The organism is Nonomuraea maritima (genome assembly GCF_900100395.1).
Lineage (GTDB): Bacteria > Actinomycetota > Actinomycetes > Streptosporangiales > Streptosporangiaceae > Nonomuraea > Nonomuraea maritima.
The window spans coordinates 16156-38970 of the sequence record NZ_FNFB01000001.1 but is presented as its reverse complement, the minus strand read 5'-3'; the positions used below and the strand labels follow the sequence as shown (position 1 = coordinate 38970).

General features: G+C 72.4%; 26 protein-coding genes. 11 read left to right on the top strand and 15 right to left on the bottom strand.

What is annotated here, in order from left to right; genetic code table 11:
- Positions 1-97: 97 nt before the first annotated feature.
- The 11 genes from BLR04_RS00215 to BLR04_RS00165 all read right to left on the bottom strand — a co-directional run bounded on the left by BLR04_RS00215 (position 98) and on the right by BLR04_RS00165 (position 11218).
- Positions 98-925, bottom strand: a complete 828-nt coding sequence (locus tag BLR04_RS00215; RefSeq protein ID WP_245739903.1) for an alpha/beta fold hydrolase — start codon at positions 923-925, stop codon at positions 98-100.
- Entirely contained in the window at positions 901-1287 is a 387-nt protein-coding gene (locus BLR04_RS00210; protein ID WP_090758304.1) for a VOC family protein, read from the bottom strand. The genes BLR04_RS00215 and BLR04_RS00210 overlap by 25 nt, the downstream gene beginning before the upstream one ends.
- A 67-nt stretch (positions 1288-1354) precedes the next feature.
- Complete coding sequence (locus BLR04_RS00205; RefSeq protein ID WP_090758302.1) at positions 1355-2341, bottom strand: AraC-like ligand-binding domain-containing protein; 987 nt, start codon at positions 2339-2341, stop codon at positions 1355-1357.
- Positions 2342-2412: 71 nt separating this feature from the next.
- Positions 2413-3342, bottom strand: coding sequence for a lipoyl synthase (gene lipA / locus BLR04_RS00200; protein WP_090758300.1), 930 nt, complete (start codon positions 3340-3342; stop codon positions 2413-2415).
- A 42-nt stretch (positions 3343-3384) separates the two neighbouring features.
- Positions 3385-4347, bottom strand: a complete 963-nt coding sequence (locus BLR04_RS00195) for a M48 family metalloprotease (RefSeq protein WP_143021906.1) — start codon at positions 4345-4347, stop codon at positions 3385-3387.
- Between the two features lie 18 nt (positions 4348-4365).
- Positions 4366-5058, bottom strand: a complete 693-nt coding sequence (lipB, locus tag BLR04_RS00190) for a lipoyl(octanoyl) transferase LipB (RefSeq protein ID WP_090758296.1) — start codon at positions 5056-5058, stop codon at positions 4366-4368.
- Positions 5059-5095: 37 nt separating this feature from the next.
- The gene (locus BLR04_RS00185) at positions 5096-5830 is read right to left on the bottom strand and encodes a Type 1 glutamine amidotransferase-like domain-containing protein (RefSeq protein WP_090758294.1); all 735 of its coding nucleotides are present in this window, start codon (positions 5828-5830) and stop codon (positions 5096-5098) included.
- A gap of 34 nt (positions 5831-5864) precedes the next feature.
- The gene (locus BLR04_RS00180) at positions 5865-6758 is read right to left on the bottom strand and encodes a TIGR01777 family oxidoreductase (protein WP_090758292.1); all 894 of its coding nucleotides are present in this window, start codon (positions 6756-6758) and stop codon (positions 5865-5867) included.
- A gap of 72 nt (positions 6759-6830) precedes the next feature.
- Positions 6831-8294 carry a 2-oxoglutarate dehydrogenase, E2 component, dihydrolipoamide succinyltransferase gene (gene sucB, locus BLR04_RS00175; protein WP_090758290.1) on the bottom strand — a complete coding sequence of 488 codons (1464 nt, stop codon included), beginning with the start codon at positions 8292-8294 and terminating at the stop codon, positions 6831-6833.
- A 38-nt stretch (positions 8295-8332) separates the two neighbouring features.
- On the bottom strand, positions 8333-9697 hold the full coding sequence (lpdA, locus tag BLR04_RS00170) for a dihydrolipoyl dehydrogenase (RefSeq protein ID WP_090758288.1): 1365 nt from the start codon (positions 9695-9697) through the stop codon (positions 8333-8335).
- Between the two features lie 51 nt (positions 9698-9748).
- Positions 9749-11218, bottom strand: a complete 1470-nt coding sequence (locus BLR04_RS00165; RefSeq protein WP_090758286.1) for a leucyl aminopeptidase — start codon at positions 11216-11218, stop codon at positions 9749-9751.
- Between the two features lie 98 nt (positions 11219-11316).
- On the opposite strand from BLR04_RS00165, the gene BLR04_RS00160 reads away from it, so the two are divergent.
- From BLR04_RS00160 to BLR04_RS00150, 3 genes are read left to right on the top strand one after another with little or no spacing between them, the layout of a single operon-like run.
- On the top strand, positions 11317-11664 hold the full coding sequence (locus BLR04_RS00160) for a GntR family transcriptional regulator (RefSeq protein ID WP_090758284.1): 348 nt from the start codon (positions 11317-11319) through the stop codon (positions 11662-11664).
- Entirely contained in the window at positions 11661-12635 is a 975-nt protein-coding gene (locus BLR04_RS00155; RefSeq protein WP_090758282.1) for a hypothetical protein, read from the top strand. Before BLR04_RS00160 ends, BLR04_RS00155 begins: the two co-directional genes overlap by 4 nt.
- Positions 12632-13531 (top strand): CPBP family intramembrane glutamic endopeptidase, encoded by a 900-nt coding sequence (locus BLR04_RS00150; RefSeq protein ID WP_090758280.1) that lies wholly within the window; start codon positions 12632-12634, stop codon positions 13529-13531. The genes BLR04_RS00155 and BLR04_RS00150 overlap by 4 nt, the downstream gene beginning before the upstream one ends.
- Before the next feature lie 63 nt (positions 13532-13594).
- Here the strand turns inward: BLR04_RS00150 and BLR04_RS00145 are convergent, their stop codons facing one another.
- Entirely contained in the window at positions 13595-14446 is an 852-nt protein-coding gene (locus tag BLR04_RS00145) for an adenosylcobinamide-GDP ribazoletransferase (RefSeq protein ID WP_090758278.1), read from the bottom strand.
- 35 nt (positions 14447-14481) lie between these two features.
- On the opposite strand from BLR04_RS00145, the gene BLR04_RS00140 reads away from it, so the two are divergent.
- Positions 14482-15282 carry an ABC transporter ATP-binding protein gene (locus BLR04_RS00140; protein WP_090758276.1) on the top strand — a complete coding sequence of 267 codons (801 nt, stop codon included), beginning with the start codon at positions 14482-14484 and terminating at the stop codon, positions 15280-15282.
- A gap of 61 nt (positions 15283-15343) precedes the next feature.
- Here BLR04_RS00140 and BLR04_RS00135 read toward each other — a convergent pair whose 3' ends face one another.
- On the bottom strand, positions 15344-16348 hold the full coding sequence (locus tag BLR04_RS00135) for a bifunctional adenosylcobinamide kinase/adenosylcobinamide-phosphate guanylyltransferase (RefSeq protein WP_143021905.1): 1005 nt from the start codon (positions 16346-16348) through the stop codon (positions 15344-15346).
- A gap of 157 nt (positions 16349-16505) precedes the next feature.
- Here BLR04_RS00135 and BLR04_RS00130 point away from each other — a divergent pair, with 157 nt between their 5' ends.
- Positions 16506-16712, top strand: a complete 207-nt coding sequence (locus BLR04_RS00130) for a hypothetical protein (protein WP_090758272.1) — start codon at positions 16506-16508, stop codon at positions 16710-16712.
- 78 nt (positions 16713-16790) lie between these two features.
- On the opposite strand, the gene BLR04_RS00125 is transcribed toward BLR04_RS00130, so the two are convergent.
- Entirely contained in the window at positions 16791-17789 is a 999-nt protein-coding gene (locus tag BLR04_RS00125) for an aldo/keto reductase family protein (protein ID WP_090758270.1), read from the bottom strand.
- A gap of 53 nt (positions 17790-17842) precedes the next feature.
- Between BLR04_RS00125 and BLR04_RS42215 the strand changes: the two genes are divergently transcribed.
- The gene (locus tag BLR04_RS42215; RefSeq protein WP_281191291.1) at positions 17843-17971 is read left to right on the top strand and encodes a hypothetical protein; all 129 of its coding nucleotides are present in this window, start codon (positions 17843-17845) and stop codon (positions 17969-17971) included.
- A 45-nt stretch (positions 17972-18016) separates the two neighbouring features.
- Here BLR04_RS42215 and BLR04_RS00120 read toward each other — a convergent pair whose 3' ends face one another.
- Complete coding sequence (locus BLR04_RS00120) at positions 18017-18601, bottom strand: DUF3043 domain-containing protein (protein WP_245739901.1); 585 nt, start codon at positions 18599-18601, stop codon at positions 18017-18019.
- A 151-nt stretch (positions 18602-18752) separates the two neighbouring features.
- Between BLR04_RS00120 and BLR04_RS00115 the strand changes: the two genes are divergently transcribed.
- The 5 genes from BLR04_RS00115 to BLR04_RS00095 are packed head-to-tail and all read left to right on the top strand — an operon-like array spanning position 18753 to position 22773.
- The gene (locus tag BLR04_RS00115) at positions 18753-19559 is read left to right on the top strand and encodes a PspA/IM30 family protein (protein ID WP_218128665.1); all 807 of its coding nucleotides are present in this window, start codon (positions 18753-18755) and stop codon (positions 19557-19559) included.
- Positions 19556-19834 carry a PspA-associated protein PspAA gene (gene pspAA, locus BLR04_RS00110; RefSeq protein WP_090758266.1) on the top strand — a complete coding sequence of 93 codons (279 nt, stop codon included), beginning with the start codon at positions 19556-19558 and terminating at the stop codon, positions 19832-19834. Before BLR04_RS00115 ends, pspAA begins: the two co-directional genes overlap by 4 nt.
- A gap of 5 nt (positions 19835-19839) precedes the next feature.
- A complete protein-coding gene (htpX, locus tag BLR04_RS00105) occupies positions 19840-20742 on the top strand; it encodes a zinc metalloprotease HtpX (RefSeq protein WP_090758264.1) in 903 nt (300 codons plus the stop codon).
- Between the two features lie 6 nt (positions 20743-20748).
- Complete coding sequence (pspAB, locus tag BLR04_RS00100; protein ID WP_090758262.1) at positions 20749-21306, top strand: PspA-associated protein PspAB; 558 nt, start codon at positions 20749-20751, stop codon at positions 21304-21306.
- A gap of 30 nt (positions 21307-21336) precedes the next feature.
- The gene (locus BLR04_RS00095; protein ID WP_143021904.1) at positions 21337-22773 is read left to right on the top strand and encodes an alpha/beta fold hydrolase; all 1437 of its coding nucleotides are present in this window, start codon (positions 21337-21339) and stop codon (positions 22771-22773) included.
- Positions 22774-22815 lie beyond the last annotated feature (42 nt).

Here is a 22815-nt window from a genome sequence, read left to right as displayed (position 1 = left end):
AGAAGGATACAAACCAAGTGGTGCAGTACGGAAAACGCGCCCGCCCCGTTCCCGCCCTGTGACGAGATCTTCATCGGGCGGAGGCGGCCCGCGCCGGTCAGGCCGCCACGAAGAACTCCAGCAACTCCGGCACCAGCGCCTCGGGAGCGACGTTGTGCGCCTGGTCCTCCAGCACCCGGCGGACCGCGCCGTGGACCGCCGCCGCGACCGCCTCGCCCGCACGCCCCATCCAGCCGGGGCTGTCGGAGCCGTTCATGACGAGGGTCGGCTGCGTGACCGCGGCCAGCTGGGCGGCGGGCAGCGCGTTGCCCGGCCCCAGGACGTACGCCTCGTAGGCGAGCGTGTGGGCGATCGCCTCCATCTCCGCCCATGACGGGTGCGCCCGCATCGCGGCCACCGCCTCCGGCGGCGCCTCGGCCGCCTCGACCATGAACCGCCGTACGGCCTCGCCCCGCCTGCCCGCCGCGACCAGCGACGACAGCTGCGCGGCGAAGTCGAGGGGCAGGGCGGGCGCGTCCGCGCTCACGTGGTACGGCGGCTCCCACACCGCGAGCTTCGTGACCGCGGGATCGCCGGCGGCCGCCAGGAGCGCCAGCGCGGCCCCCGACGAGCCGCCGAACACCATGGCGGACCCGCCCGCCGCCGCGATGACCGCCCTGAGGTCCTCGACCTCGCGTTCGGCCGCGTACGGGAGGGTGTCGCCGCTGCCGCCGCGGCCCCGGCGGTCGTAGTCGTGCACCGTGAACCACGGCGCCAGGCCGGTGGCCACGCCCGTCATCACGGGGTGGCCACGGCCGGTGAACGCGCCGTGCACGAGCACCACCGCCGGCCCGGAGCCGTACCGGTCGACGGCGATGACCGTGCCGTCGGCGGAGGTGACGGCACAGGTGTCGGGCTCGCTCAGCTCGCGGGCTGCACCAGGCACAGCGCCTCCCAGTGGTGGCCGTCGAGGTCGGCGAAGCCGCGCTGGTAGCGGAAGCCGTCCTGCTGCTGGACGCCCGCCGGGGTGGCCCCGGCCGCCAGCGCCTTGTCGACCAGCTCGTCGACCTGGGCGGGGTTCTCCACTCCGAGCACGAGGATCGCCTCGGTGGCGGCGCCCGCGTCGGCGATGTCCTTCGTGACGTACGAGGCGAACGTCGGCTCGGTCAGCAGCATCACCTGGGTCCGCTCGCTGATGATCACCGAAGCCATGGTGTCGGTCATGCCGAACAGCTGGAAGCCGAGGCCGGTGAAGAACGCCTTCGACCGCTCCAGGTCCTTGACCGGCAGGTTGACGAACAGCTGCATGATCGCATTCCTTCCGTGGGGGGCGGATGCCGCAAGTCTCGCCCGGAACGGGCCCGCCGGTCTTGCATCAGAGCGCCGCAACGCTTGACGTTCGGCGCACGGCGCCGGCCCGGCGGTACTCGGTCGGCGGCATCCCGTACGCGGCGCGGAACAGCCTGCTGAAATGGGCGGCGTCGGGCAGCCCCCAGCGGGCGCCGACCGCGCTGACCGGCAGGTGCGCGAGTGCGGGGTCGGCGAGGTCGGCCCGGCAGCGTTCCAGGCGCCGTCGCCGGATCCAGGCCGCGACCGTGGTGTGCTCCGCCTCGAACAGGCGGTGCAGGAGCCGTACGGAGATGTGGTGCGCCGCCGCGACGGCGGCGGGGTCGAGCGTGACGTCGCCGAGGTGCTCCTCGATGAACGCGTGCACGCTCAGCAGCAGCGCCCGCTGCCGTGCGTCGGGAGCCAGCGCGCTCTCCTGCTCTGCGCGTTCCGCGACGGCCGTGCTGACCAGGTCGGTGACCACGGTCGACAGCCGCGCCGCGCTCTCCGGCCGGTACGTCGCGAGGTCGGCGGCCACCCGGCGCAGCAGCGGCACGGCCAGCGCCGCCGCGCCCGTGGCGGCCGTGACCGGCACCGCGGTGAGCCCGGCCACGGAGGCGTGCGGCAGGGCCAGCAGGTCACGCGGGAAGCTGAACACCACCAGCTGCACGCTGGCGTCGTAGGCCAGCTCGTACGGGCGGTTGAAGTCGTAGATGGCGAACTCGCCGCGGCGCAGCCGGGCCTCGCGGCCGTCCTGGCTCAGGCACGCGCTGCCCGACACGGCCATCACCACGCGGTACAGCTCGGGGCCGTCGCCGCGGATCAGCCCGGCCGTGCGGTGGACGCCGTGCGGTGTGGAGGTCTGGATGCGGCCCACCTTGACCGGGCCGAGCTCGCCCGTCTCGATCGTGCCCCGAAGCGGTGCCTCGCGGTCGATGCGCACGTCGAGCGGGCCCAGGATGTCGCACACGATGCCGCACCAGGCGTCGATGCGCCGCCTGGCCGGCAGGTCACCCGTACGGATCAGCACGCCCATGCCGCCAGCGTACGGAAAGCTTCCGACAAAGAAACGGCCCCGGGGACGCACCCCGGGGCCGTACGGAGAACTCAGGCGGTCTGGCGGGCCTCGATGGCCTGCTTGTAGAGCCTGCCCGCCCGGTAGGACGAGCGGACCAGCGGCCCCGACAGCACACCGGCGAACCCGATGGCCTCGGCCTCGGCCTGCAGCTCGACGAACTCCTCCGGCTTGACCCAGCGCTCCACCGGGTGGTGGCGCGGCGTCGGGCGGAGGTATTGCGTGATCGTGAGCAGGTCGGTGCCGGCCGCGTGGAGATCACGCATGGCCTCGACGACCTCTTCACGGGTCTCGCCCATGCCGAGGATGAGGTTCGACTTGGTGACCAGGCCGGCCTCACGGGCCATCGTGATCACGGCGAGGGAACGCTCGTAGCGGAACGCCGGGCGGATGCGGCGGAAGATCCGCGGCACCGTCTCGATGTTGTGCGCGAACACCTCTGGCTTGCTGGAGAAGACCTCCTCCAGCTGGTCGCGGTCGCCGTTGAAGTCGGGCACGAGCAGCTCGACGCCGCAGCCGGGCAGCAGCGCGTGGATCTGGCGCGCCGTCTCGGCGTAGAGCCAGGCGCCGCCGTCGGGCAGGTCGTCGCGGGCCACACCGGTGACGGTGGCGTACTTCAGGCCCATCTGCTGGACGGACTCGGCGACCCGGCGCGGCTCGTCGCGGTCGTACTCCTTCGGCTTGCCGGTGTCGATCTGGCAGAAGTCGCAGCGGCGCGTGCACTGGTCGCCGCCGATGAGGAACGTCGCCTCGCGGTCTTCCCAGCACTCGTAGATATTGGGGCAGCCCGCCTCTTCACAGACCGTGTGCAGGCCCTCCCGGCGCACGAGCGATTTCAGCTCGGTGTATTCGGGGCCCGTCTTCAGCTTGGTCTTGATCCACGGGGGCTTGCGCTCGATCGGGGTTTCGGCGTTACGCACCTCCAGGCGGAGGAGCTTACGGCCTTCAGGGGCAACGGTCACGAGTTCAGCTTACGTCTCCCGGGAAAGCTGCCGGTTCCAGGGTCAGCTGATCAGGCCGAACCCGCCGATCGCCCTGCTGTAGCAGGCCTTCAGCTCCCGGTCGATCAGCTCCGACCCGGCGGCGTCGAGCAGCTCGGCGGAGTCGCAGGAACCGGACCGGGCCAGCGCGTCCTGCCGGATCGCCGCTGGGCTCAGGCCGCGCAGCGCCGCCGACTGCATCGGCGCGAGGTAGCCGCCGTCGGCCGCCAGCTCCTCCAGCCGGTCGAGCTCCCGCTCCGGGGCGGCCCGCAGGGCGAGCGCCCGCTGCCTCGCCCGTGCGCGGGGTTCGTCCGCCCCGGCGAGGCGGGCGAGCGCGTACCGCGCCAGCAGCACGGGGCCGCCGAACACCCGCCCGAGCAGGCGGCCGAGGAGCCCGGCCACCTCGTACGTGGTGCCCGGCTGACCCACGGCCCCGAGGGACGAGGCGGTGATCGCGGTGTGCGCGTCCTGTCTGGCCCGCAGTGGCTCGGCGGCGTCGAGCAGGGCGTCCCGCCAGGTCTCCAGGGTGGTCAGCGCCTCGCCGACCAACCGCTCGCCGCCGGTCGGCAGCCGCGCGTACGCGGTGGCCAGCAGGGCCACCCGCAGCGCGGGCGGCAGCGCCAGCCACAGCGGCAGGCCCACGACGAGCACGGGCGTACGCCGCAGGCCGACGCGCTCGTAGCGGGTCCGCGTGGCCAGGTCGCGTACGGCGATCTTCTCCGGCCGCGGGACGCCGACGCGGTCGGCCACCCGGGCGGCGGCGGCGTACAGCTCGGGGGCGGTCGAGTGGTCGAGGACCTCGGCGTCGGCGGGCAGGCGGCCCAGGCGCGGCCGCAGCCCCCATCCGATGGCCAGCGCCGGGACGCCGACGAGCCACGACACCAGAGATCCCGGCTCGCGCAGGACGGTCCACACGCCCACCGCGGCGAACGCCAGCGTCAGCAGGTGCACCACGGACGCGAGCGCGAGAGCCGATAAGTGCCTCATCCCGCGATGGTACGCGGGTCAACGCCGCAGCAGATCTTCCTCGTGCAGTTCGTACGCCTGCCTGCCGAGCGCCTCGGCCAGCCGCTTCTCCACGATCGGCATGACCTCCTCGACGACGATGCGCCGCCCGGTCTCGGCCGACAGCGACGAGACCCCCACGTCGGGGATGCCGCACGGCGCGATGCGGTTGAACCATCGGGGGTCGTTGGCGCAGTTGAGCGCGAACCCGTGCATGCTCACGCCCCGCGTGATCCGCAGGCCCACCGCGCCGAGCTGCCGGTCGGGCAGGCCGAGCGCCGGCTCGCCGACCGCCCACACGCCGCCGCGGCCGGGCACCCGCCGGGCCGTGACGCCGAAGTCGGCGCACACCTGGATCATGGCGTCCTCCAGGCGGCAGGCGTAGGACACCACGTCGCCGACGGCGACGATCGGGTAGGCGACCAGCTGCCCAGGGCCGTGCCAGGTGAGCCGCCCGCCCCGGTCGACGTCGACCACGGGCGTGCCGTCGGAGGGACGTTCGTGGGGGGCGGTGCGCTTGCCCGCGGTGTAGACGGGAGCGTGCTCCAGGAGCAGGACGGTGTCGGTGACCTCGCCGGCGACCCGCTTGTCGTGCACCCAGCGCTGCAGCGACCAGGCCTGCTCGTAGGGGACGTCGACACCAAGGCGGACGACGGCGATCGCGTGGGGATCGTCCCCGAGGTTGGGGCGCATGAGGCTATTGTGCCGTTCCCTCACCCTTGACGGGTAATCAGGGGGTCAACAGACGCGGCTCGATCCGGAACTCCTTGACCCCGCCGTCGCCGTCGCTCTCGACCCGGTAGGCCCCCGCGCCCGGCACCGCGCTCACCGCCTGGATGAACTCGGTGCCGACGTAGTGGAGCGCCACGCCCTCGTCGGCGGCGTAGCCCGAGGGCAGCTCACCGGAGGCCACCGACGCCTGCAGCAGCGGGCGGCGCTGCGCCTCGGAGTCGTAGTGGACGCCGCACGAGTAGGGCAGCAGGCCCATGCCCTCCGCCCAGACCCGCAGGTCGGGCCCGAAGGAGTCGGTGTTGCCGCCGACGTGCCAGCACAGGGCGCCGGCGCTCTGCCCCGACAGCACCACGCCGGCCTGCCAGGCCTCCTCGAACATCTCGTCGTACCCGTGCAGCCGCCACAGCGCCATGAGGTTCGCCACGCTGCCGCCGGAGACGTAGATCATGTCCTGTTCGAGCATCCAGGCGCGCGGGTCGGCCATGTTGGGCATCGGGAACACCGTCAGGTGGCTCACCTCGACGTCCCACTGCGAGAACGCGCCGTACATCTTCAGCAGCGTCTCGGTGGAGTCGCCGACCGCGGTGGCGACCAGGCCCAGCTTCGGGCGGTCCTGGCCGGTCAGGTCGAGGCCGTAGCGCAGCAGCGCGCTGGCCTCTGCGACGTTCTGGCGGCCGGGGCGGAAGGAGCCGCCCCCGATGGCGAGGATGTGTGATTGACCTGTACGGCTCATGGCGAAACTCTCCCACCCGCTGTAGCAACCGCCACTAGAGTACGGCGCTCAACGCGTCGTCGAGACCGGTATGGGCGAAGCGGTACCCGCTGTCCGTCAATTTCCGCGGCAGGACGCGGTGCGAGGGCAGCAGCCCCGCGCCGGCGAACTCGCCGAGCCCGAGGGCGAGCGCGAAGCCCGGCACGGGCATCGGCATCGTGCTGCGGCCAAGGGCCTTGCCGAGCTTCCTGGTGAACTCGGCGTTCGTGACGGGCCGCGGCGAGGTGAAGTTGACCGGCCCCTCGACGTCGGGGTTCGCCAGCACGTGCAGGACGGCCTCGACCCAGTCGTCCACGGTGATCCACGACCAGTACTGCCGGCCCGTGCCGAGCGGTGCGCCGAGGCCCATCCGGAAGACCGGCAGCACCCGGCCCAGCATGCCGCCGCGACGGCTGAGCGCCAGCCCCGTACGCGCCTGGACGCTCCTGACGCCCGCCTCGGCTGCCCTGCGGGCCTCGCCCTCCCACTGCTCGCACAGGTCGGACAGGAACCCCGTGCCCCTGGGGTGACTCTCGTCCACCACCTGGTCGCCGGTGTCGCCGTAGAAGTCGACCCCGGAGGCCGTCAGGAACACCTCAGGCGGCCTCGACAGCCGCCCCAGGGCGTCGACGAGCACCCTGGTGCCCTCGACCCGGCTGCGCACCAGTTCGCGCTTGTAGGCGTCGTTCCAGCGCCGCCCCGCGATCGACGCCCCCGCCAGATGCACCACCGCGTCGGCGCCCTCCAGCGCCGACAGGTCGACGACCCGCTCGGACGGCCGCCAGGACACCTCGTCGGCGGCGCGGGGCTCGCGGCGTACGAACCTGACGACGTCGCGCCCGCGCTCGCGCAGCGCCCGCGTCAGCGCCGACCCCAGCAACCCGGAAGCCCCGGTCACGATGATCGCCATGGCCTCACGGTAGACGAAAAAGGCCGGGCGGACCCGGAGTCGGGTCCGCCCGGCCTTCAGAGCGCCGCCGGACTACGCGAGCCCGAGCTGGGCCTCGAAGCGGCCCTCCTCGAGACGACGCTTCACCGTGGTCAGGAAGCGGGCCGCGTCGGCGCCGTCGACCAGGCGGTGGTCGTAGGTCAGCGCCAGGTAGACCATCGACCGGATCGCGATGACCTCGCCCTCAGGCGTGTCGATCACCACGGGCCGCTTCACGACGGAGCCGGTGCCGAGCATGCCGACCTGCGGCTGGTTGAGGATCGGCGTGTCGAACAGCGCGCCACGGCTGCCGGTGTTGGTCAGCGTGAACGTGCCGCCGGTGATCTCGTCGGGCGTGACCTTGTTGGCGCGGGTGCGCTCGGCCAGGTCGGCCGTCTTGCGGGCGAGCCCGGCGAGGTTGAGGTCGCCGGCGTTCTTGATGACCGCCGCGATCAGGCCGCGCTCGGTGTCGACCGCGATGCCCAGGTGCTCGACGTCGAAGTACGTGACCTCCATGGTCTCGTTGTTGATCGTCGCGTTGAGCTTCGGGTGCTGCTTGAGCGCCTCGATGGCGGCCAGCTCGAAGAACGGCATGAACGACAGCTTGACGCCCTCACGGCGCAGGAAGTCGGCCTTGGCCTGGTCGCGCAGGCGCGCGATCCGGGTCACGTCGACCTCGACCACCGTGGTGAGCTGGGCGGCCGTCTGCAGCGACTCGACCAGCTTCTTCGACATCGTCTGACGCAGGCGCGACATCTTCTCGGTGCGGCCGCGCAGCGTCGTGTCGACCTCGACCGGCTCGGGACCCGCGGCGACGGGACCCGCGGCGACGGGAGCCTGGGCGGCGGGGGCCGCGGCTGCCGGAGCGGCGGCGGCCGGGGCCGGGGCCGCGGCTGCCCGCTCACGCTGGGCCTTGGCCGCCTCGAGGACGTCCTGCTTGCGGATGCGGCCGCCGACGCCGGTGCCGGAGATGGTGTCGAGGTCGACGCCGTGCTCGTTGGCGAGCTTGCGCACCAGCGGCGTCACGTAGGGGCTCTCGCCGTTCGACGGCGCGGGGGCCTCGGCCTGCGGGGCCGGGGGAGCGGCCTGCGGAGCCGGAGCGGCCTGCGGGGCCGGGGCGGCCTGCGGGGCCGGGGCGGCCTGCGGGGCCGGGGCGGGCTGGGCCGGAGCCGGCTGCGGGATCGAGGAGACCGGGGGAGCCGGGGCGGGCTCGGGCTCCGGCTCGGGCTGCGGTGCCGGGGCGGGAGCCTCCGGCGCCGGGGCGGCGGCGCCCGCCTGGGCGTTCTCGTCGATGATGGCGAGTTCGGCGCCGACCTCGACGGTCTCGTCCTCGGCCACGACGATCTTGGTGAGGACACCCGCGGACGGCGACGGGATCTCGGTGTCGACCTTGTCGGTCGACACCTCGAGGAGCGGCTCGTCAGCTTCGACGCGCTCGCCCTCCTTCTTCAGCCAACGGGTTACGGTGCCCTCGGTCACGCTCTCGCCGAGCTGGGGCATCTGTACGGAGACCGGCATCGTTATTCTTCTCTCGCGTTCTGATCTCGAGGGCTGGACTAGTTGTGTACGTGCAGCGGCTTGCCGGCCAGGGCCAGCATCGCCTCACCGACGGCCTCGGACTGGGTCGGGTGTGCGTGGATGAGCTGGGCGACCTCGGCGGGCAGGGCCTCCCAGTTGTAGATGAGCTGCCCCTCGGTGACGAGCTCGCCGATGCGCCGGCCCACCATGTGGACGCCGACGACCGGCCCGTCCTTCTGAGCGATGACCTTCACGGCGCCCGAGGTGCCGAGGATCTGGCTCTTGGGGTTGCCGGCGAGGTCGTAGACCTGCTCGACGATCTCGATGCCGCGCTCTGCCGCCTGCGCCGAGGTGATGCCGACGGAGGCCACCTCGGGGTCGGAGTAGGTGATGCGCGGCACGCCCGCGTAGTCGATGGGCGGCGGGTTGAGGCCGGCGATGTGCTCGGCCACCATGATGCCCTCGGCGAAGCCGGCGTGCGCGAGCTGCAGCGTGGGGATCAGGTCGCCGATGGCGTAGACGCCGGGCACGGACGTACGGCAGTGCTCGTCGACCACGACCGCGCCGCGCTCGATGGCGATGCCCCGCTCCTCGAAGCCCATGCCGGCGCTGACCGCGCCGCGGCCGACGGCCACGAGCAGGAGCTCGGCGTCGAGGGTCTTGCCGTTGGCGAGGGTGACGACGACGCCGGTCTCGGTGGTCTTGACGCTGTCGAAGAAGACGCCCAGCTCGTACTTGATGCCGCGGCGGCGGAAGGCCCGCTCGAGCAGCTTGGAGCTGGACTCCTCCTCGGTGGGCAGCAGGTGCGGCAGCGCCTCGACGATGGTGACCTCGGCGCCGAACGACCGGTAGACGCTGGCCAGCTCGACGCCGATGACGCCGCCGCCCAGCACGATCACCGACGTGGGCACGCGCTCCATCTTGAGGGTGTGCTCGCTGGTGATGACCCGCTCGCCGTCGATCTCGAGACCGGGCAGCGTCCTGGGCGCCGAGCCCGTGGCCAGGACGATGTTGCGGCCCTCGTAGACCTCGGAGCCGACCTGGACGCGGTCGGGGCCGACGAGGTGGCCCTCGCCCTCGACGATCGTCACGCCGGCGCCCTTGAGCAGGCCCTGCACGCCCTTCCAGGCGCGGGTGATGATCTTGTCCTTGAACGCGTGGACGCCCTGGACGTCGATGCCCTCGAAACTCGCCTTCACGCCGTAGCTCGCGCTCTCGCGCGTCTCGTCGGCGACCTCGGCGGAGTGCAGCAGGGCCTTGGTGGGGATGCATCCCCGGTGGAGGCAGGTGCCGCCGATCTTGTCCTTCTCGATCAGGGCGACCGACTTGCCCAGCTCAGCCGCCCGGAGCGCGCAGGCGTAGCCGCCGCTGCCGCCTCCTAGGACGACGATGTCATAGGCCACTGGAAGGCTCCTTGTCGGGGTGTTCGTGATGCCGTCATCTTTTCATTTGTTTCAGATGCTCGCGTGCCGCTCTGCGAGTCCGATCAGCGTGCGCGTGAAGGCGCCGGTGCCGCCCTTCGGGATGTATCCGTACGGCTCGCCGCTGTTGAAGGCGGGTCCTGCCATGTCGATGTGGGCCCAGCGCACGCCGTCGGGCACGAACTCCCGCAGGAAGATGCCCGCGGTCAGCATGCCACCCATGCGCTCGGGGTGCAGGTTGGCGATGTCGGCGATCGGCGAGTCGAGGCCCTTGCGCAGCTCCTCGGGCAGCGGCATGCCCCACGCGCTCTCGCCCGCGGTGGTGGCGGTCTCGACGAGGAGCTCCCTGACGGCGTCGTCGTTGGCCATGATGCCGGCGGTGCGCCAGCCGAGCGAGACGATCTGGGCGCCGGTGAGGGTGGCGACGTCGACGATGAGGTCGGGGTTGTCCTCACCCGCGCGGGAGATGCCGTCCATGAGCACCAGGCGGCCCTCGGCGTCGGTGTCGAGCACCTCGACGGTCTTGCCGCTGTAGCTGTGGATCACGTCGGAGGGGCGCTGAGCGGTGCCGCTCGGCAGGTTCTCCGCCAGGCAGAGGTAGGCGACGGCGTTGACGGGCAGGCCGAGCTTGGCGATGCCGATCACCGCGCCGAGCACGACGGCGGCGCCGCCCATGTCGGACTTCATGGTCACCATGCCGGACGTCGGCTTGATCGACAGGCCGCCCGAGTCGAACGTGATGCCCTTGCCGACGAACGCGAGCGTCTTGGTGGCCTCGGGGTGGTTGTAGGCGACCCGGACCAGGCGCGGCGGGTTGACCGAGCCCTGGCCGACGCCGATGAGGCCGCCGTAGCCGCCGTCCTTGAGCTGCTTCTCGTCGAGCACCTCGACGCTGAGCCCGGCCTGCGCGCCCGCCTGCTCGGCCAGCTCGGCGAACTTGGCCGGCCACAGGTGGGACGGAGGCGTGTTGACGAGGTCGCGCACGAGGCCGACCGACTCGGCCAGCGCGCTCGCGCGCTCGGCCACGCCCTCGGCCTGGCCGGAGACGACCGTGATCTCGCCGACGGGCGCCTTCTGCTCGCCGTTGGTGCGGTAGCGGGTGAAGGTGTACGCGCCCAGCAGACCGCCGAGCGCGACGGCCTCGGCCTCCTCGTCGGTGCCTGCGGGCAGCGCGAGCGCGACGCGGGCGGTGCCGGCGAGGGAGCGCACGGCGACGCCGGCGGCGCGGCGCAGCGCCTCGGGGTCGGGGGAGTCGCCCAGCCCGACGGCGACCAGCAGCGGAGCGGCGATGGCGCCGAACGTCGGCAGCTTGGCCAGTTCACCCGCCTTGCCGGTGAACGCGATGGCGCTGAGGGACGCGGCGAGCTTGCCGCCGAACGCCGACTCCAGGGACTCACCGCCCCCGGCGGGGGTGGGGCCGTCCGGCCCGGACGTGAATCCGACGATCAGGGCGTCGGTGTCGAGAGAGACGGGATCTGCTGAGTTCAGCCGCACTGTGGTCACGTAAACCGATGCTATCCACGGTTTCTGCGTACTCACAAACAGGGGTTCATCCCACGAATCATCCTGACCCGATTGTTGGTGTTAGTGTCATTAGCACCATGTTGCTGACACTCGACCTGAACGATGTCCGGCCGCTGCACGAGCAGGTGGCAGGGGCACTCCGCCGGGCCATCGGCGAGGGCTCCTACCAGCCCGGTGACCGCCTTCCCCCCGCCCGCGAGATCGCGGGCGCGCTCGGCATCAACCCCAATACCGTGCTGCGGGCCCTGCGCGGCCTGCGCGACGAGGGGTTGCTGGAGTTCAGGCGCGGGCGCGGCGTCAGCGTGACGGGGCGGGCCGACGGCCGCGCCCTGCTCGTCCAGCGGGCGCGCGAGCTGCTGGACGAGGCCAGAAGGTACGGCTACGGCCGTGACGATCTCTTCAGAATCCTGGAGGAACTCCCGTGATCTCTCGCCTTGCGGCGGCCGGTTGGGTCCTGCTCGTGAGCGCCGTGCTGATCGCCACCCCCTTGGCCGTGCGCGAACGGCTGCCCGACCCGATGGCCACCCACTGGACGTTCGGCCTGGTTCCTGACGGCGCGGCCACGTTCGGCGAATTCCTGGTCGTGTCCATGCCGGTCTGGGTGGTGACGTGCGCCGCCCTGATCGCGGCCGGCGCGTACGGGCGCGGGCGGGCCAGGCGCGTGCACCGGGCGAGCTGGTGGGGCCTGCTGGTCGGGGTGGGCACGCTCGCGATGGGCGTGAACCTCTCGACGCTGGCCGCCAACCTCGACGTCCCCGACTGGCGCTCGGCGCTGCTGCCGGGCTGGCACCTCGCGGCGGTCCTGGGCTGCGCCGCCGTCGCCGGGACGGTCGCCGGCTACCTCGGCAGGGGCGAGCCGGGAGAGCCGGACATCCCGCCCCCCGCGCCGCCCCGCCTGCGGCTGGAACCGGGTCGCCAGACGGTCTGGGTGGGACACGCGAGGAACACGACGACCGTCATGGTCGGCCTCGTCGTCCTGGCCTTCTTTGCCGTCCTGGCCTTCCTGAGCACGCTGGACACGGACGACGACGTCGGGATGTATCTCTCGTTCCTGCCCGCCGTCGCCGTCGGCACCCTGGTGGTGCTGGTCACGATGTCGCTCACGGTCAGGGTCGGCGGCGATCGGGTCGTCATCGGCTTCGGCCCCTTCGGCTGGCCGCGGCGCCGGATCAGGCTGGAGACCGTCGAGTCGGCCTGGGCGGAGGAGCTGAGAGCGACCGAGGTGGGAGGTTGGGGCTTCCGCGGTCTCCCCGGACGCGCCACCATCATGGTGCGCGGTGGCGAGTGCCTCGTCCTCCGCTACCGTTCCGGCGGCCGGCTCGCGATCAGCGTCGACGACGCCGCGCACGGAGCATCCCTCGTCAACGCACTCATCGCTGAGCGGGTGAACCCATGAAGAAACCGCTGCTCGCCTTCCTCGTCCTCGCCTTCGGGCTGTCCTGGGCCGTGGCGCTGCCCCTGTGGTGGGGCGGCGGCCTCGCCTCGCCGCTGGCCGGCGTGCTGGCCACGCTGATGATGTTCACGCCCACGGTCGGCGTGCTGGGCGCCTGGGCCCTGACGCGCACGTCGCCGCGCGTCTGGGCGCGCGAGACCGGGCTCACGCTCGGCCCCGACCGCAGGCGTACGTGGCTGATGGTGCTGGCCGCCTGGCTCGGCGTGCCGCTGCTGGTGTTCCTCGCCATCGGCGTCGGAGCCCTCACCGGCCTCGCCTCGCTCGACCTCGACGGGCTCAGCCTGCTGCGGGCCTCGCTGGAGTCGCGCGGCATGGGCGTCCCCGTCGAGCTCGGCACGGTCGCCGTCGTGCAGATCGTGCTCGCGGTCGTGGCCGGCCCGATCCTGAACGCGATCCCGGCGCTCGGCGAGGAGTGGGGGTGGCGCGGCTGGCTGCTGCCCCGGCTGGTGTCGTCCAACGGGGTGTTCGCCGGGCTGCTGATGTCCGGCGCGGTGTGGGGCCTGTGGCACGCCCCGCTCACGCTGCTCGGCTACAACTACCCGCGGCTCGGCTCCTGGGCGGCGCTGTACTTCATCGGGTTCTGCGTGCTGGCGGGCGTGGTGGTCGGGTGGCTGCGGCTGCGCACCGAGAGCGTGTGGCCCGCCGTCGTGGCGCACGCCTCGCTGAACGCGATCGCGCCGCTCGGGCTGCTGCTCGGCGACGCCGCCGCGCCGCCGAACGAGGTGCTGACCGGCATCACCGGCCTGGTGGGCTGGGTCCTGCTGGCCGTGCTCGCCGCCGCACTCCTGCGCCGCCGCCGGGCGAGCACCCCCCAGCCGGCCCCCGAACCCGTTCCCTGACCCGCCGCTCGCTCTGCGCCGCCCCCGCCGCGCGCCGGGGGCGCGCGCGGGTGGGTGGCCTGGTCAGCTGAGGATCGCGCAGACCACCAGTGTGGTGGCGGTGGCGGTCTCCACGAGGGCGCCCAGGACGTCCCCGGTGATCCCGCCGAGGCGCCGCCTGGCGTGCCGCAGGAGCAGCAGGGCGGCGCCGAGCCCCGCGACCAGGCCGAGCGGCAGCACGATGGCGCTGTGCAGAGCCTGCTCGATGCCGCCGTGCAGGCCGGTCTGCTCGATGTAGGTGAGTATGGCGTCGTATTCGGTGCCGCCGGGGGTGCCGTCCTGGGCGATGGCGCTGGTCGGGAGTGGGGTCAGGAGGCCGAGTGCGGTGGTCGCGCAGAGGGCGGCCAGGGTGGCGGCCCAGGCGGCCGCGCGGCGTACGGTGCCCGCGACCATCGCGCCGAGGCCGTCGGGACGGGCAGCGGGGACGCCCGCCCGGCAGGCCCAGGTCAACGCGAGCCGCCCCGCCACGCACGCCGTCACCAGCCCCCCGAACCCGGCCTCGGTCAGCGCCGCGGCCTGGACGAGCAGGGTGAGCACCAGTGCCATCACCCCGAACGGCCCGATGTCCGACTTTTTCATGATGTCGAGCGCCTGACCGGCCGGCTTCCCGCTGCCCAGCCCGTCCGCGAGATCGGCCAGCCCGTCGAGGTGCAGCCCCCGGGTCAGCACCGCCAGCGCCCCGAGCGCCAGCGCCGCCCCCAGCAGCGGCGGCCCCGGCAGCAGCAGCGCCACCCCGGCCACGGCCCCGAGCACCAGCCCCACGGCAGGGGCCAGCGTCATCGCCCGCCCCGCCACGTCGCGATCCACCCGTTCGACGCGCACGGGGAAGACGGTCAGCGTGCCCACGGCGAGCCGCAGCCCATCCATCAGTCGCATAACGGGCGATCTTATGGGGCCACTATGGTGGCGGGATGCACGTGGTTGAACTGGAAGGCGTCAGCGTCCGTGTCGTCGGCAAGTCGCTGCTCGCCGGCGTCAGCTGGCAGGTGGACTACGGCGACCACTGGGTGATCCTCGGCCCCAACGGCGCGGGCAAGACGACCCTGCTGTCGCTGGTCGGGGCCGTACGGCACCCGAGCGAGGGCGCGGTCCGCGTGCTCGGGCACCGGCTCGGCAAGGTCGACGTGCGCGAGCTGCGCCGCCACATCGGCCTGGTGGCCGCCAGCCAGCGGCTCGTCGACGAGGAACTCCTGGAGCAGGAGGGCGCGACCGCCCACACGGTGGTGCTGACCGGCCACACGGGCACGAGCGTCCCGCGGTGGGACAAGTACGGCGACGCCGAACGCGACCGCGCCCACCGGCTGCTGGCCGACCTCGGCTGCAAGGACCTCGCCGACCGGCCGTTCCGCGTCTGCTCGCAGGGCGAGCGGGCGCGCGTCCGGGTGGCCAGGGCGCTCATGGCCGACCCGGCGGTGCTGCTGCTCGACGAGCCGTTCGCGGGGCTCGACCTGCCGGCGCGCGAAGACCTCATGGCGGCCGTCGAGGACCTCGCGCGGATCCGGCCCGTGCTCACCACCGTGACCGTGACCCACCACCTGGAGGAGGTGCCGGCCACGACCACGCACGCGCTGCTCATGCGCGACGCCCGGGTGCTCGCCGCCGGACCGGTCGAGGACGTGCTCACCTCGGCCCACCTGTCCGACTGCTTCGGCCGTCCCCTGTCGGTGGACCGCTTCGACGGCCGCTGGTACGCCCGAGCCGCCCGCCCCTGACCGCGCCCACCCCTGACCGCGCCCACCCCGGACGGGCCCCGCCCGGGACCGGCGTGGCGCCTCACAGCTCCAGAGGACGTCCGGCGACCACGAGGGCGACGTACTCCGATTCGGCCGCCAGGCGCTCGTTCAGGCGTCCCAGGACGTCCCTGAAGGCACGGCCGCTGGCCGTCGCGGGCACCACGCCCATTCCGACCTCGTCCGACACCGCCACGACGCGTCCTGGCGCCTGCCGCCACGCCGCCACCAGTTCGTCGCAGCGGGCCTCCACCGGCGCGCGGTCACCCTCCCATGCCCGGTGCTCGTCGAACACCGCCGCCAGCCACGTACCGAGCCCGTCGATCAGCAGCGGCGCCCCGCCCGCGCGGATCACCCCGGCCAGGTCGGTGGTCTCGGACGTGTCCCAGTGCGCCGGCCGCCGCTCCCGGTGCGCCCGCACCCGTGCGGCCCACTCGCCGTCGCCCGCGCCGTCCGGCCCGGTCGCCACATACGTGACGAACGGCTCCGCCGCCAGGCGCAGCTCCGCCTCGGCCGACTTCCCCGACCGTGACCCGCCCAGCAGCAGAGCCCGGCGCGGCGGAGGTTCCGCGCTCTCCTCCCGCGCGGCGCGGACGTCGAGCACCGTCCCGTCCGGCACGGCCACCGCCCCCCACAGCCGCAGCCGCCTGGCCAGCTCCGTCTCCGACCGGACCCGGTGGTCGAGCCCGACGGCCACGACCGCCGTGGACGCGTCCGCCGGCCCGGCGCGGCGCAGCTCCCCGAGGCGCTCCGGCCGCTCCAGCAGGTCGATCAGCACGAGGTCGTACGGGACCGGCTCCTCCCGCGGGACGGCGCACCCCGCCGGCAGCACCAGCAGGCGTGAGCCGTCGGGGCCGGTCAGCCCCAGCCCGCCGGCGCGGGCGAGGTATCCGTCGGGGACGGACTCGAACGGGAACCGCAGAGCGCCGTCGACGACGAGCTCGAAGGGCCGGCGGTGACCCGGGGGCAGCAGGGCGCACGACGCGCACCGGCAGCCGGGCTCCGGCCAGCCCGACATGCCCGCCGTACCGGCGAGAAGGACGTTCACCGCGCCGAGGGTACAAACCCCCGCTGCTGAGCCCCGACCCGCCCCCGTTCCCGCGGTACGCGACATGCGCGCAGCGATCGATCAACGTGCAGGCTCGGGGATAGGGTTCCAGTGCTTACTGATGGGTTCGGCGGACCCTGGAGAAGGAGCGTGTGGCATGACATGGCGCTGGCGGTACGAGGACGCGCACGGTGGTGAGGTGACGGACCGTCCCTTGCCTCGAGAGGTTTTCCCGAGCCAGGCCGACGCCGAGTCGTGGCTCGGAGAGAACTGGCGCGACCTGCTCGCCTCCGGTGTGGAGCAGGTGGCGCTGCTGGAGGAGGACCGCGTGGAGTACGCGGGAATGTCGCTGCGCGCGGAGTGACGCCCGGCTGACGGACGAAACCCCTTGAGCCGCGAACGGCTCAAGGGGTTTCGTCTGTCAGCGGAAATCGCCGGTGAACTAGGAACGGCTCGCCGGGCTGACGGTCTTGGCCGGGTCGCGCTCCACGACCGAGCCGAGCACGTCGTCGATCCGCTTCATGACGTCGGCGTCGAGCTTCACACCCGCCGCCTTGACGTTGTCACGCACCTGCTCGGGGCGGGTGGCGCCGACGATGGCGCTGGCGACGTTCGGGTTCTGCAGCACCCACGCGACGGCGAGCTGGGCCATGGTGAGGCCGAGGTCGGCCGCGATCGGCTTCAGCTCCTGCACGCGGGTCAGCACCTCGTCGTCCATGAACCGGGAGATCATGGCGCTGCCGCTCTTGTCGGTGGCCCGCGAACCCTCCGGCGGCTGCTGGCCGGGCACGTACTTGCCGGTCAGCACGCCCTGGGCGATCGGCGACCAGACGATCTGGCTCACGCCCTCCTTCTCGCTCAGCGGCACGATCTCGGACTCGATGACCCGCCACAGCATGGAGTACTGGGGCTGGTTCGACACGATGCGGTCGAAGCCCATCTCGTCGGCGATCTTGAGCGCCTGGGCGATCTGGTCGGCGGTCCACTCGCTGACGCCGACGTAGAGCACCTTGCCCTGGCGGACCAGGTCGTCGAACGTCTTGAGCGTCTCCTCGAGCGGCGTCTCGTAGTCGAAGCGGTGCGCCTGGTAGAGGTCGACGTAGTCGGTCTGCAGGCGGCGCAGCGAGGCGTGGATCGACTCGAAGATGTGCTTGCGCGACAGGCCGCGGTCGTTCTTGCCGGGACCGGTCGGCCAGTAAACCTTGGTGAAGATCTCCAGCGACTCCCTGCGGACGCCCTTCAGCGCCCGGCCGAGCACCTCCTCGGCCTTCGTGCCCGCGTAGACGTCCGCGGTGTCGAACGTGGTGATGCCCTCGTCGAGTGCCGCCTGCACGCAGAGCTTCGCGGCGTCCTCCTCGACCTGGGAACCATGGGTGAGCCAGTTGCCGTAGCTGATCTCACTGACGATGAGACCGCTGCGACCAAGGTGTCGGAATTCCATGCGTCTGACTTTAATGCCGACGCATGGTTCCTCGCCCGGGTAGGGTGCCCCGCGTGCTGAAGATCGTACGGCTCGCGCTGACGACCGCGGTCCTGGTCGCCGTCGCGCTGCGGCTGCGCCGCCGCGCCCGCGAGCCCGGGACACTCCCGGGCTCACGTCGTGCTGCGCCGGAGAAGCGGTAAGGAGAGGTACGCAACCCACTTGCCCGGACTTTCGGGCAGGTGCGATTACTTCTTGGGGGGAACCGGCTTGCCGCCGGGGAGCACCATCGGCGGCGGGAAACGCAGCCTGCGGATCTGCAGCGCCCGCATCGCGGCGTAGAAGCCCACGCCCTTGACGCTCTCGTTCGGCAGCTTCTCTGCGACCAGTCGCTTCACCTTCCAGGCCACGTAGACCGAGGTGGCGAGCACGCCGACCATCATGAGCGGCCAGCCGACGGCGATGACGATGTTGAGCATCGCGGCCCGGATCTCGAGCGGCCACGGGATCCACGTCGCCAGCAGGATCACCAGCGAGAACGGCAGGAAGTACTGACTCGGCAGCCGGCGCGAGTCGACCCAGTCGCGCGCGAACTTCCGCGCGGGACCCTTGTCACGAACGGGGTAATAACGCTCGTCACCTGCGAGCATGCCCTTGCGGGCGCGTTCGCGTTCGGCGGCCTGCTTGGAGCGCATCTGCCGATAGGCCTCTTTGCGGTCTTTCGGCGCGGTTACCGGCTGCCGCCTGCGGCTCTCGGCGTCCCGGCGCTTGGGAGTGGGACGACCTTTACCCTGGGGCTTAGGATCGTCAGCGGGGACGGGGGTGTCGTCCACGGAGGTTTGGGAACGGCGTCGCAACACACGTCAACCCTACCTGGACTGCAACTTAGTGACGCCCCCGTGCGTTATGCGTAGGGTAATCCCAAGGCGGCTGCGCTGCATTGGGTGAACACCAGCACGACCTAGAAGGGGACGGCCGACGCGCATGAGCGTGATGAAGAGACTTTCGATGATCTTCAAGTCCAAGGCCAACAAGGCCCTGGACAAGATGGAGGATCCGCGCGAGACCCTTGACTACTCCTATCAGCGGCAGCTCGAGCTGCTGCAGAAGGTGCGCCGAGGGGTGGCCGACGTCGCCACCTCCCGCAAGAGGGTCGAGTTGCAGATAACGGGTCTGGAGAAGCAGACCCAGCGCCTGGAGGAGCAGGGCCGCAAGGCGCTGTCGGTCGGTCGCGAGGACTTGGCGCGTGAGGCGCTGCAGCGGCGGTCCAACCTGCAGACGCAGATGGCCGATCTGAAGGTGCAGCACGACAACCTTCAGGCCGAGGAGGAGAAGCTCACGACGGCTTCCCAGCGGCTGCAGGCCAAGGTCGACTCCTTCCGCACGAAGAAGGAGACCATCAAGGCCACCTACACCGCGGCCGAGGCCCAGACGCGCATCAACGAGGCGTTCTCGGGCATCTCCGAAGAGATGGGTGATGTCGGGCTCGCGATCCAGCGCGCCGAGGACAAGACGGCGCAGATGCAGGCGCGCGCAGGAGCCATCGACGAGCTGCTGGCCAGCGGCGCGCTCGACGACTTCAGCGGCACCCGCGGCGACGACATCCAGACCGAGCTCGACCGCATGGGCGGCGGCATGGACGTCGAGCTCGAGCTCGCCAGGATGAAGGCCGAGCTGGGCCAGGGCCCGGCGCCGCAGAGCGCGATCGAGCAGGGTCGCCAGCAGGCCCAGCAGCAGCCGCAGCAGCAGGGGCAGACCCAGCAGCTGCGCCAGCCGGGGGAGGGCGCATGATCGTACGCATCATGGGCGAGGGTCAGGTGGAGATCTCCGCCGACGACATCGCCGTTCTGAACGAGCTCGACAGCGAGCTCGAAGCGGCCATCGACGCGGGCGACGAGACGTCCTTCCGCGCGAAGCTGCACGCACTGCTCGACAAGGTGCGCCACGTGGGCAAGGCGCTCCCCGACGACAGCCTTGAGCCGTCTGAGCTGATCCTTCCCCCCGCGGACGCCTCGATCGAGGAGGTCCGGGAGATGCTGGGCGATCAGGGCCTCATCCCGGGCTGAGTCCGGTGAACGCGAGATTCGCGTCCGACCGCGGCCTCACGAGCCGCATGGTCGTGACGATGTTCTTGCTCGGACTGCTCTACGTCGTGTTCGTCGGCGTCCTGATCGCTCTCGGCGTTCAGGCGCTGACCGTGCTGGTGCTGGCGGGCGGCCTGCTGCTGGTGCAGTACTTCCTGTCCGACCGCATCGCGTTGTTCGCGATGCACGGACGGGAGGTCTCGCCGCAGGAGGCCCCCGAGCTGCACGGCCTGATCGACCGGTTGTGCGCGATGGCCGACATGCCCAAGCCGAGAGTGGCGATCGCCGACTCCGACGTCCCCAACGCGTTCGCCACCGGCCGCAACCAGAAGCGGGCCGTCGTCTGTGTGACGACCGGCATCCTGCGCCGCCTCGAGCCTCAGGAGCTCGAAGGCGTGATCGCGCATGAGCTCTCGCACGTCGCCCATCGCGACGTCGCCGTCATGACGATCGCTTCCTTCCTCGGCATCGTGGCCGGGCTCATGACGAGGGTCGCCCTCTACTCGGGGCTCGCCGGCCGGCGCAGCAACAACGGGCAGGGAGGCGTGCCCGTCGGCGCGATCGTGCTGCTCGTCTCCGTCCTCGTGTACGCCGTGAGCTTCCTGCTCACCCGGGCCCTGTCGCGCTACCGCGAGCTCGCCGCCGACCGGGCGGGCGCGCTGCTCACCCAGCGTCCGTCGGCGCTGGCCAGCGCGCTGACCAAGGTCAGCGGCGACATGGCCCGCATCCCGACCCGCGATCTGCGCGAGGCCGAGCCGTTCAACGCCTTCTACTTCGCCCCGGCACTGGCCAAGGGCCAGTCGCTGGCGGCCCTGTTCGCCACCCACCCGCCGCTGGAGCGCCGGCTGCAGCAGCTGGCCGACATCTCCCGGCAGCTCGGAAGGGGCTGAGCCCGCATGGAGTGGCTCGACAGGTTGCTCGGCCGCTCCAAGGCGGTGGAACCCAACCTCGACGCGTTGTTCGCACTGCCGTCCGCGGCTGTGACGCTGCAGGCCGCGACCGGGCTCGTCCCCACCGGACTCGGCTCCGTGGCCTTCCGCGCCGCCGAGGGCGGCGCGTTCGCCACGCTCGAGAGTGACGTCAAGGCGCTGCTGGGCGACCGCGTCGAGGAGTCCCACGACGGCTACGGCTACACCTGGCTGCTCGTACGCCGCTCCTCCGACGCGCTGAGCGACCTCGTCACCGAGCTGCACGCGGTCAACTCCTCGCTGGAGGACGCCGGCTTCGGCCCTTCGCTGCTGTGCTCGCTGGTGTCCTTCGCCGCTCCCGACGGCAGGCGCCTGGCCGTCGTCTACCTCTACAAGCGCGGCACCTTCTATCCCTTCGCGCCGGCGACGGGCCAGCGCCGCGACAACGCCCTCGAGCTCCAGGCCCGCGGCGCCCTCGAGGGTGAGCTGCCGCTGGAGCAGGACCTGTCGCGGTGGTTCCCGGTCTGGGGTGCCCCCGGCCTGTGACCTCGTCACCCCCAGTGATCTAATCACCACGTGGAGCGAAGGTTGTACGTGTTCGCGGCGTGCGCGTTCATTCTGGCCGCGGTCATGGGCAGCGCCTGGGTCACCGGCCAGTTCACCACTCCGCTGGTCGACCGGATCGACGGCTACGTCAGCGAGCTGGCCGCGCGCGACCAGCCCTGGACCCGTCTGTTCCGGGTGAGCGACGCGCTGGCGGGGCTGGCGTGCGCCCTCGGGGTGGCCGCTGTGCCCCGGGTGCCGCGCGAGTGGCCGGGCTGGCTGGCCCTGGCCGTCTGCGGGCTGCTGACGTTCGCGGGCGGGCTGTTCCCGCTCGACTGCGCGGCGCTCAGCGACCCCCTCTGCGGGCGGGCCGACACGTCCTTCGCCCACCGGGCACACCTGCTGGTGGGCGTGCTGGCCACGGCAGCCGTGCTGGCAGGGATGGCGGTGCTCAGCGCGCGCTGGCGCTCGCGGGTGTCGTGGCTGCTCACGCTGTTGACCCTCGCCGCCACGCTGCTCACCGGCGCCGGCCTGGCCGCCGGGCACGGCGTGGGTCTCGCGCACCGCGCGCAGCTCGCGTTCGTCGCCGTCTGGCTCGTGTACGCGGCCATGCGGCTGCTCGTCGCGGACGGCGTCGAGGACGAGCCCGCCCCCATGAGGGTGGCCACCGGACGCGAGGGGGGCGTGGGCGGCGCCAAGGGCGTGCCGTCCGACCCGACGGTCGGTTACGGGGGGCCGCACGTGGTCGAGCAGGGCAGCGGCCCCGCGGTGCTGATCACCGCCGCGTCCGGGGCCGCCTGGTTCCACTGGGACGTCGTCGCGCAGGCGCTGGCGGCGCACCACCGGGTCGTCCGCTTCGACCGTCCTGGGCTCGGTCTCAGCCCTCGCTCGCCGGGCCGGCCGACCCTGTACGCCGAGGTGGCCCGCCTCGCCGCGCTCGCTCCCGACCACCCGGAGCAGGTGACGGTCGTCGCCCACGGGACGGCCTGCTGGCACGCGGAGGCGTTCGCTCGCCTGCACCCGCTCTGCCTGGCCAAGCTCGTCCTGGTGGCGCCGTGCTGCCCGGTGAGCCGTCCTTCGAGGCCGGTCGCGAGGTCCGTGGGCAGGTGGCTGCCCGCTCTCGGCGGGACGTGGGGCGCGACCGCCCTGGCGCGCGTGGCAGGACCGGCCGCGCACCGGCTGCTCACCGGGTTGCCCGACCCGTCGGGCGTCTACCGCATGGGCAAGGTGACCGCGGCCGTCGCGGGGGAGTGGCTGGCCCGCCGCGACATGGCCGCCGACCTGCGCCGGCTCCGGCTGGAAAAGCCGTTCCCGCCCGTGCCGGTCATCGTGATCGGTACGGGGGAGTGGGGCGGCTGCGGGGAGCGCCTGGCCCGTGACCTCGGCGGCACGCTGGTGCGCGTGCCGGGCGCCCGCCGCGTCCTGCACCACCATCCGGACGCCGTCGTGGAGGCCGTCGCGGTCCGCTGACCCGGCGCCGCCCTAGGATCGGTGGGGCCGGCCATGCGAAGG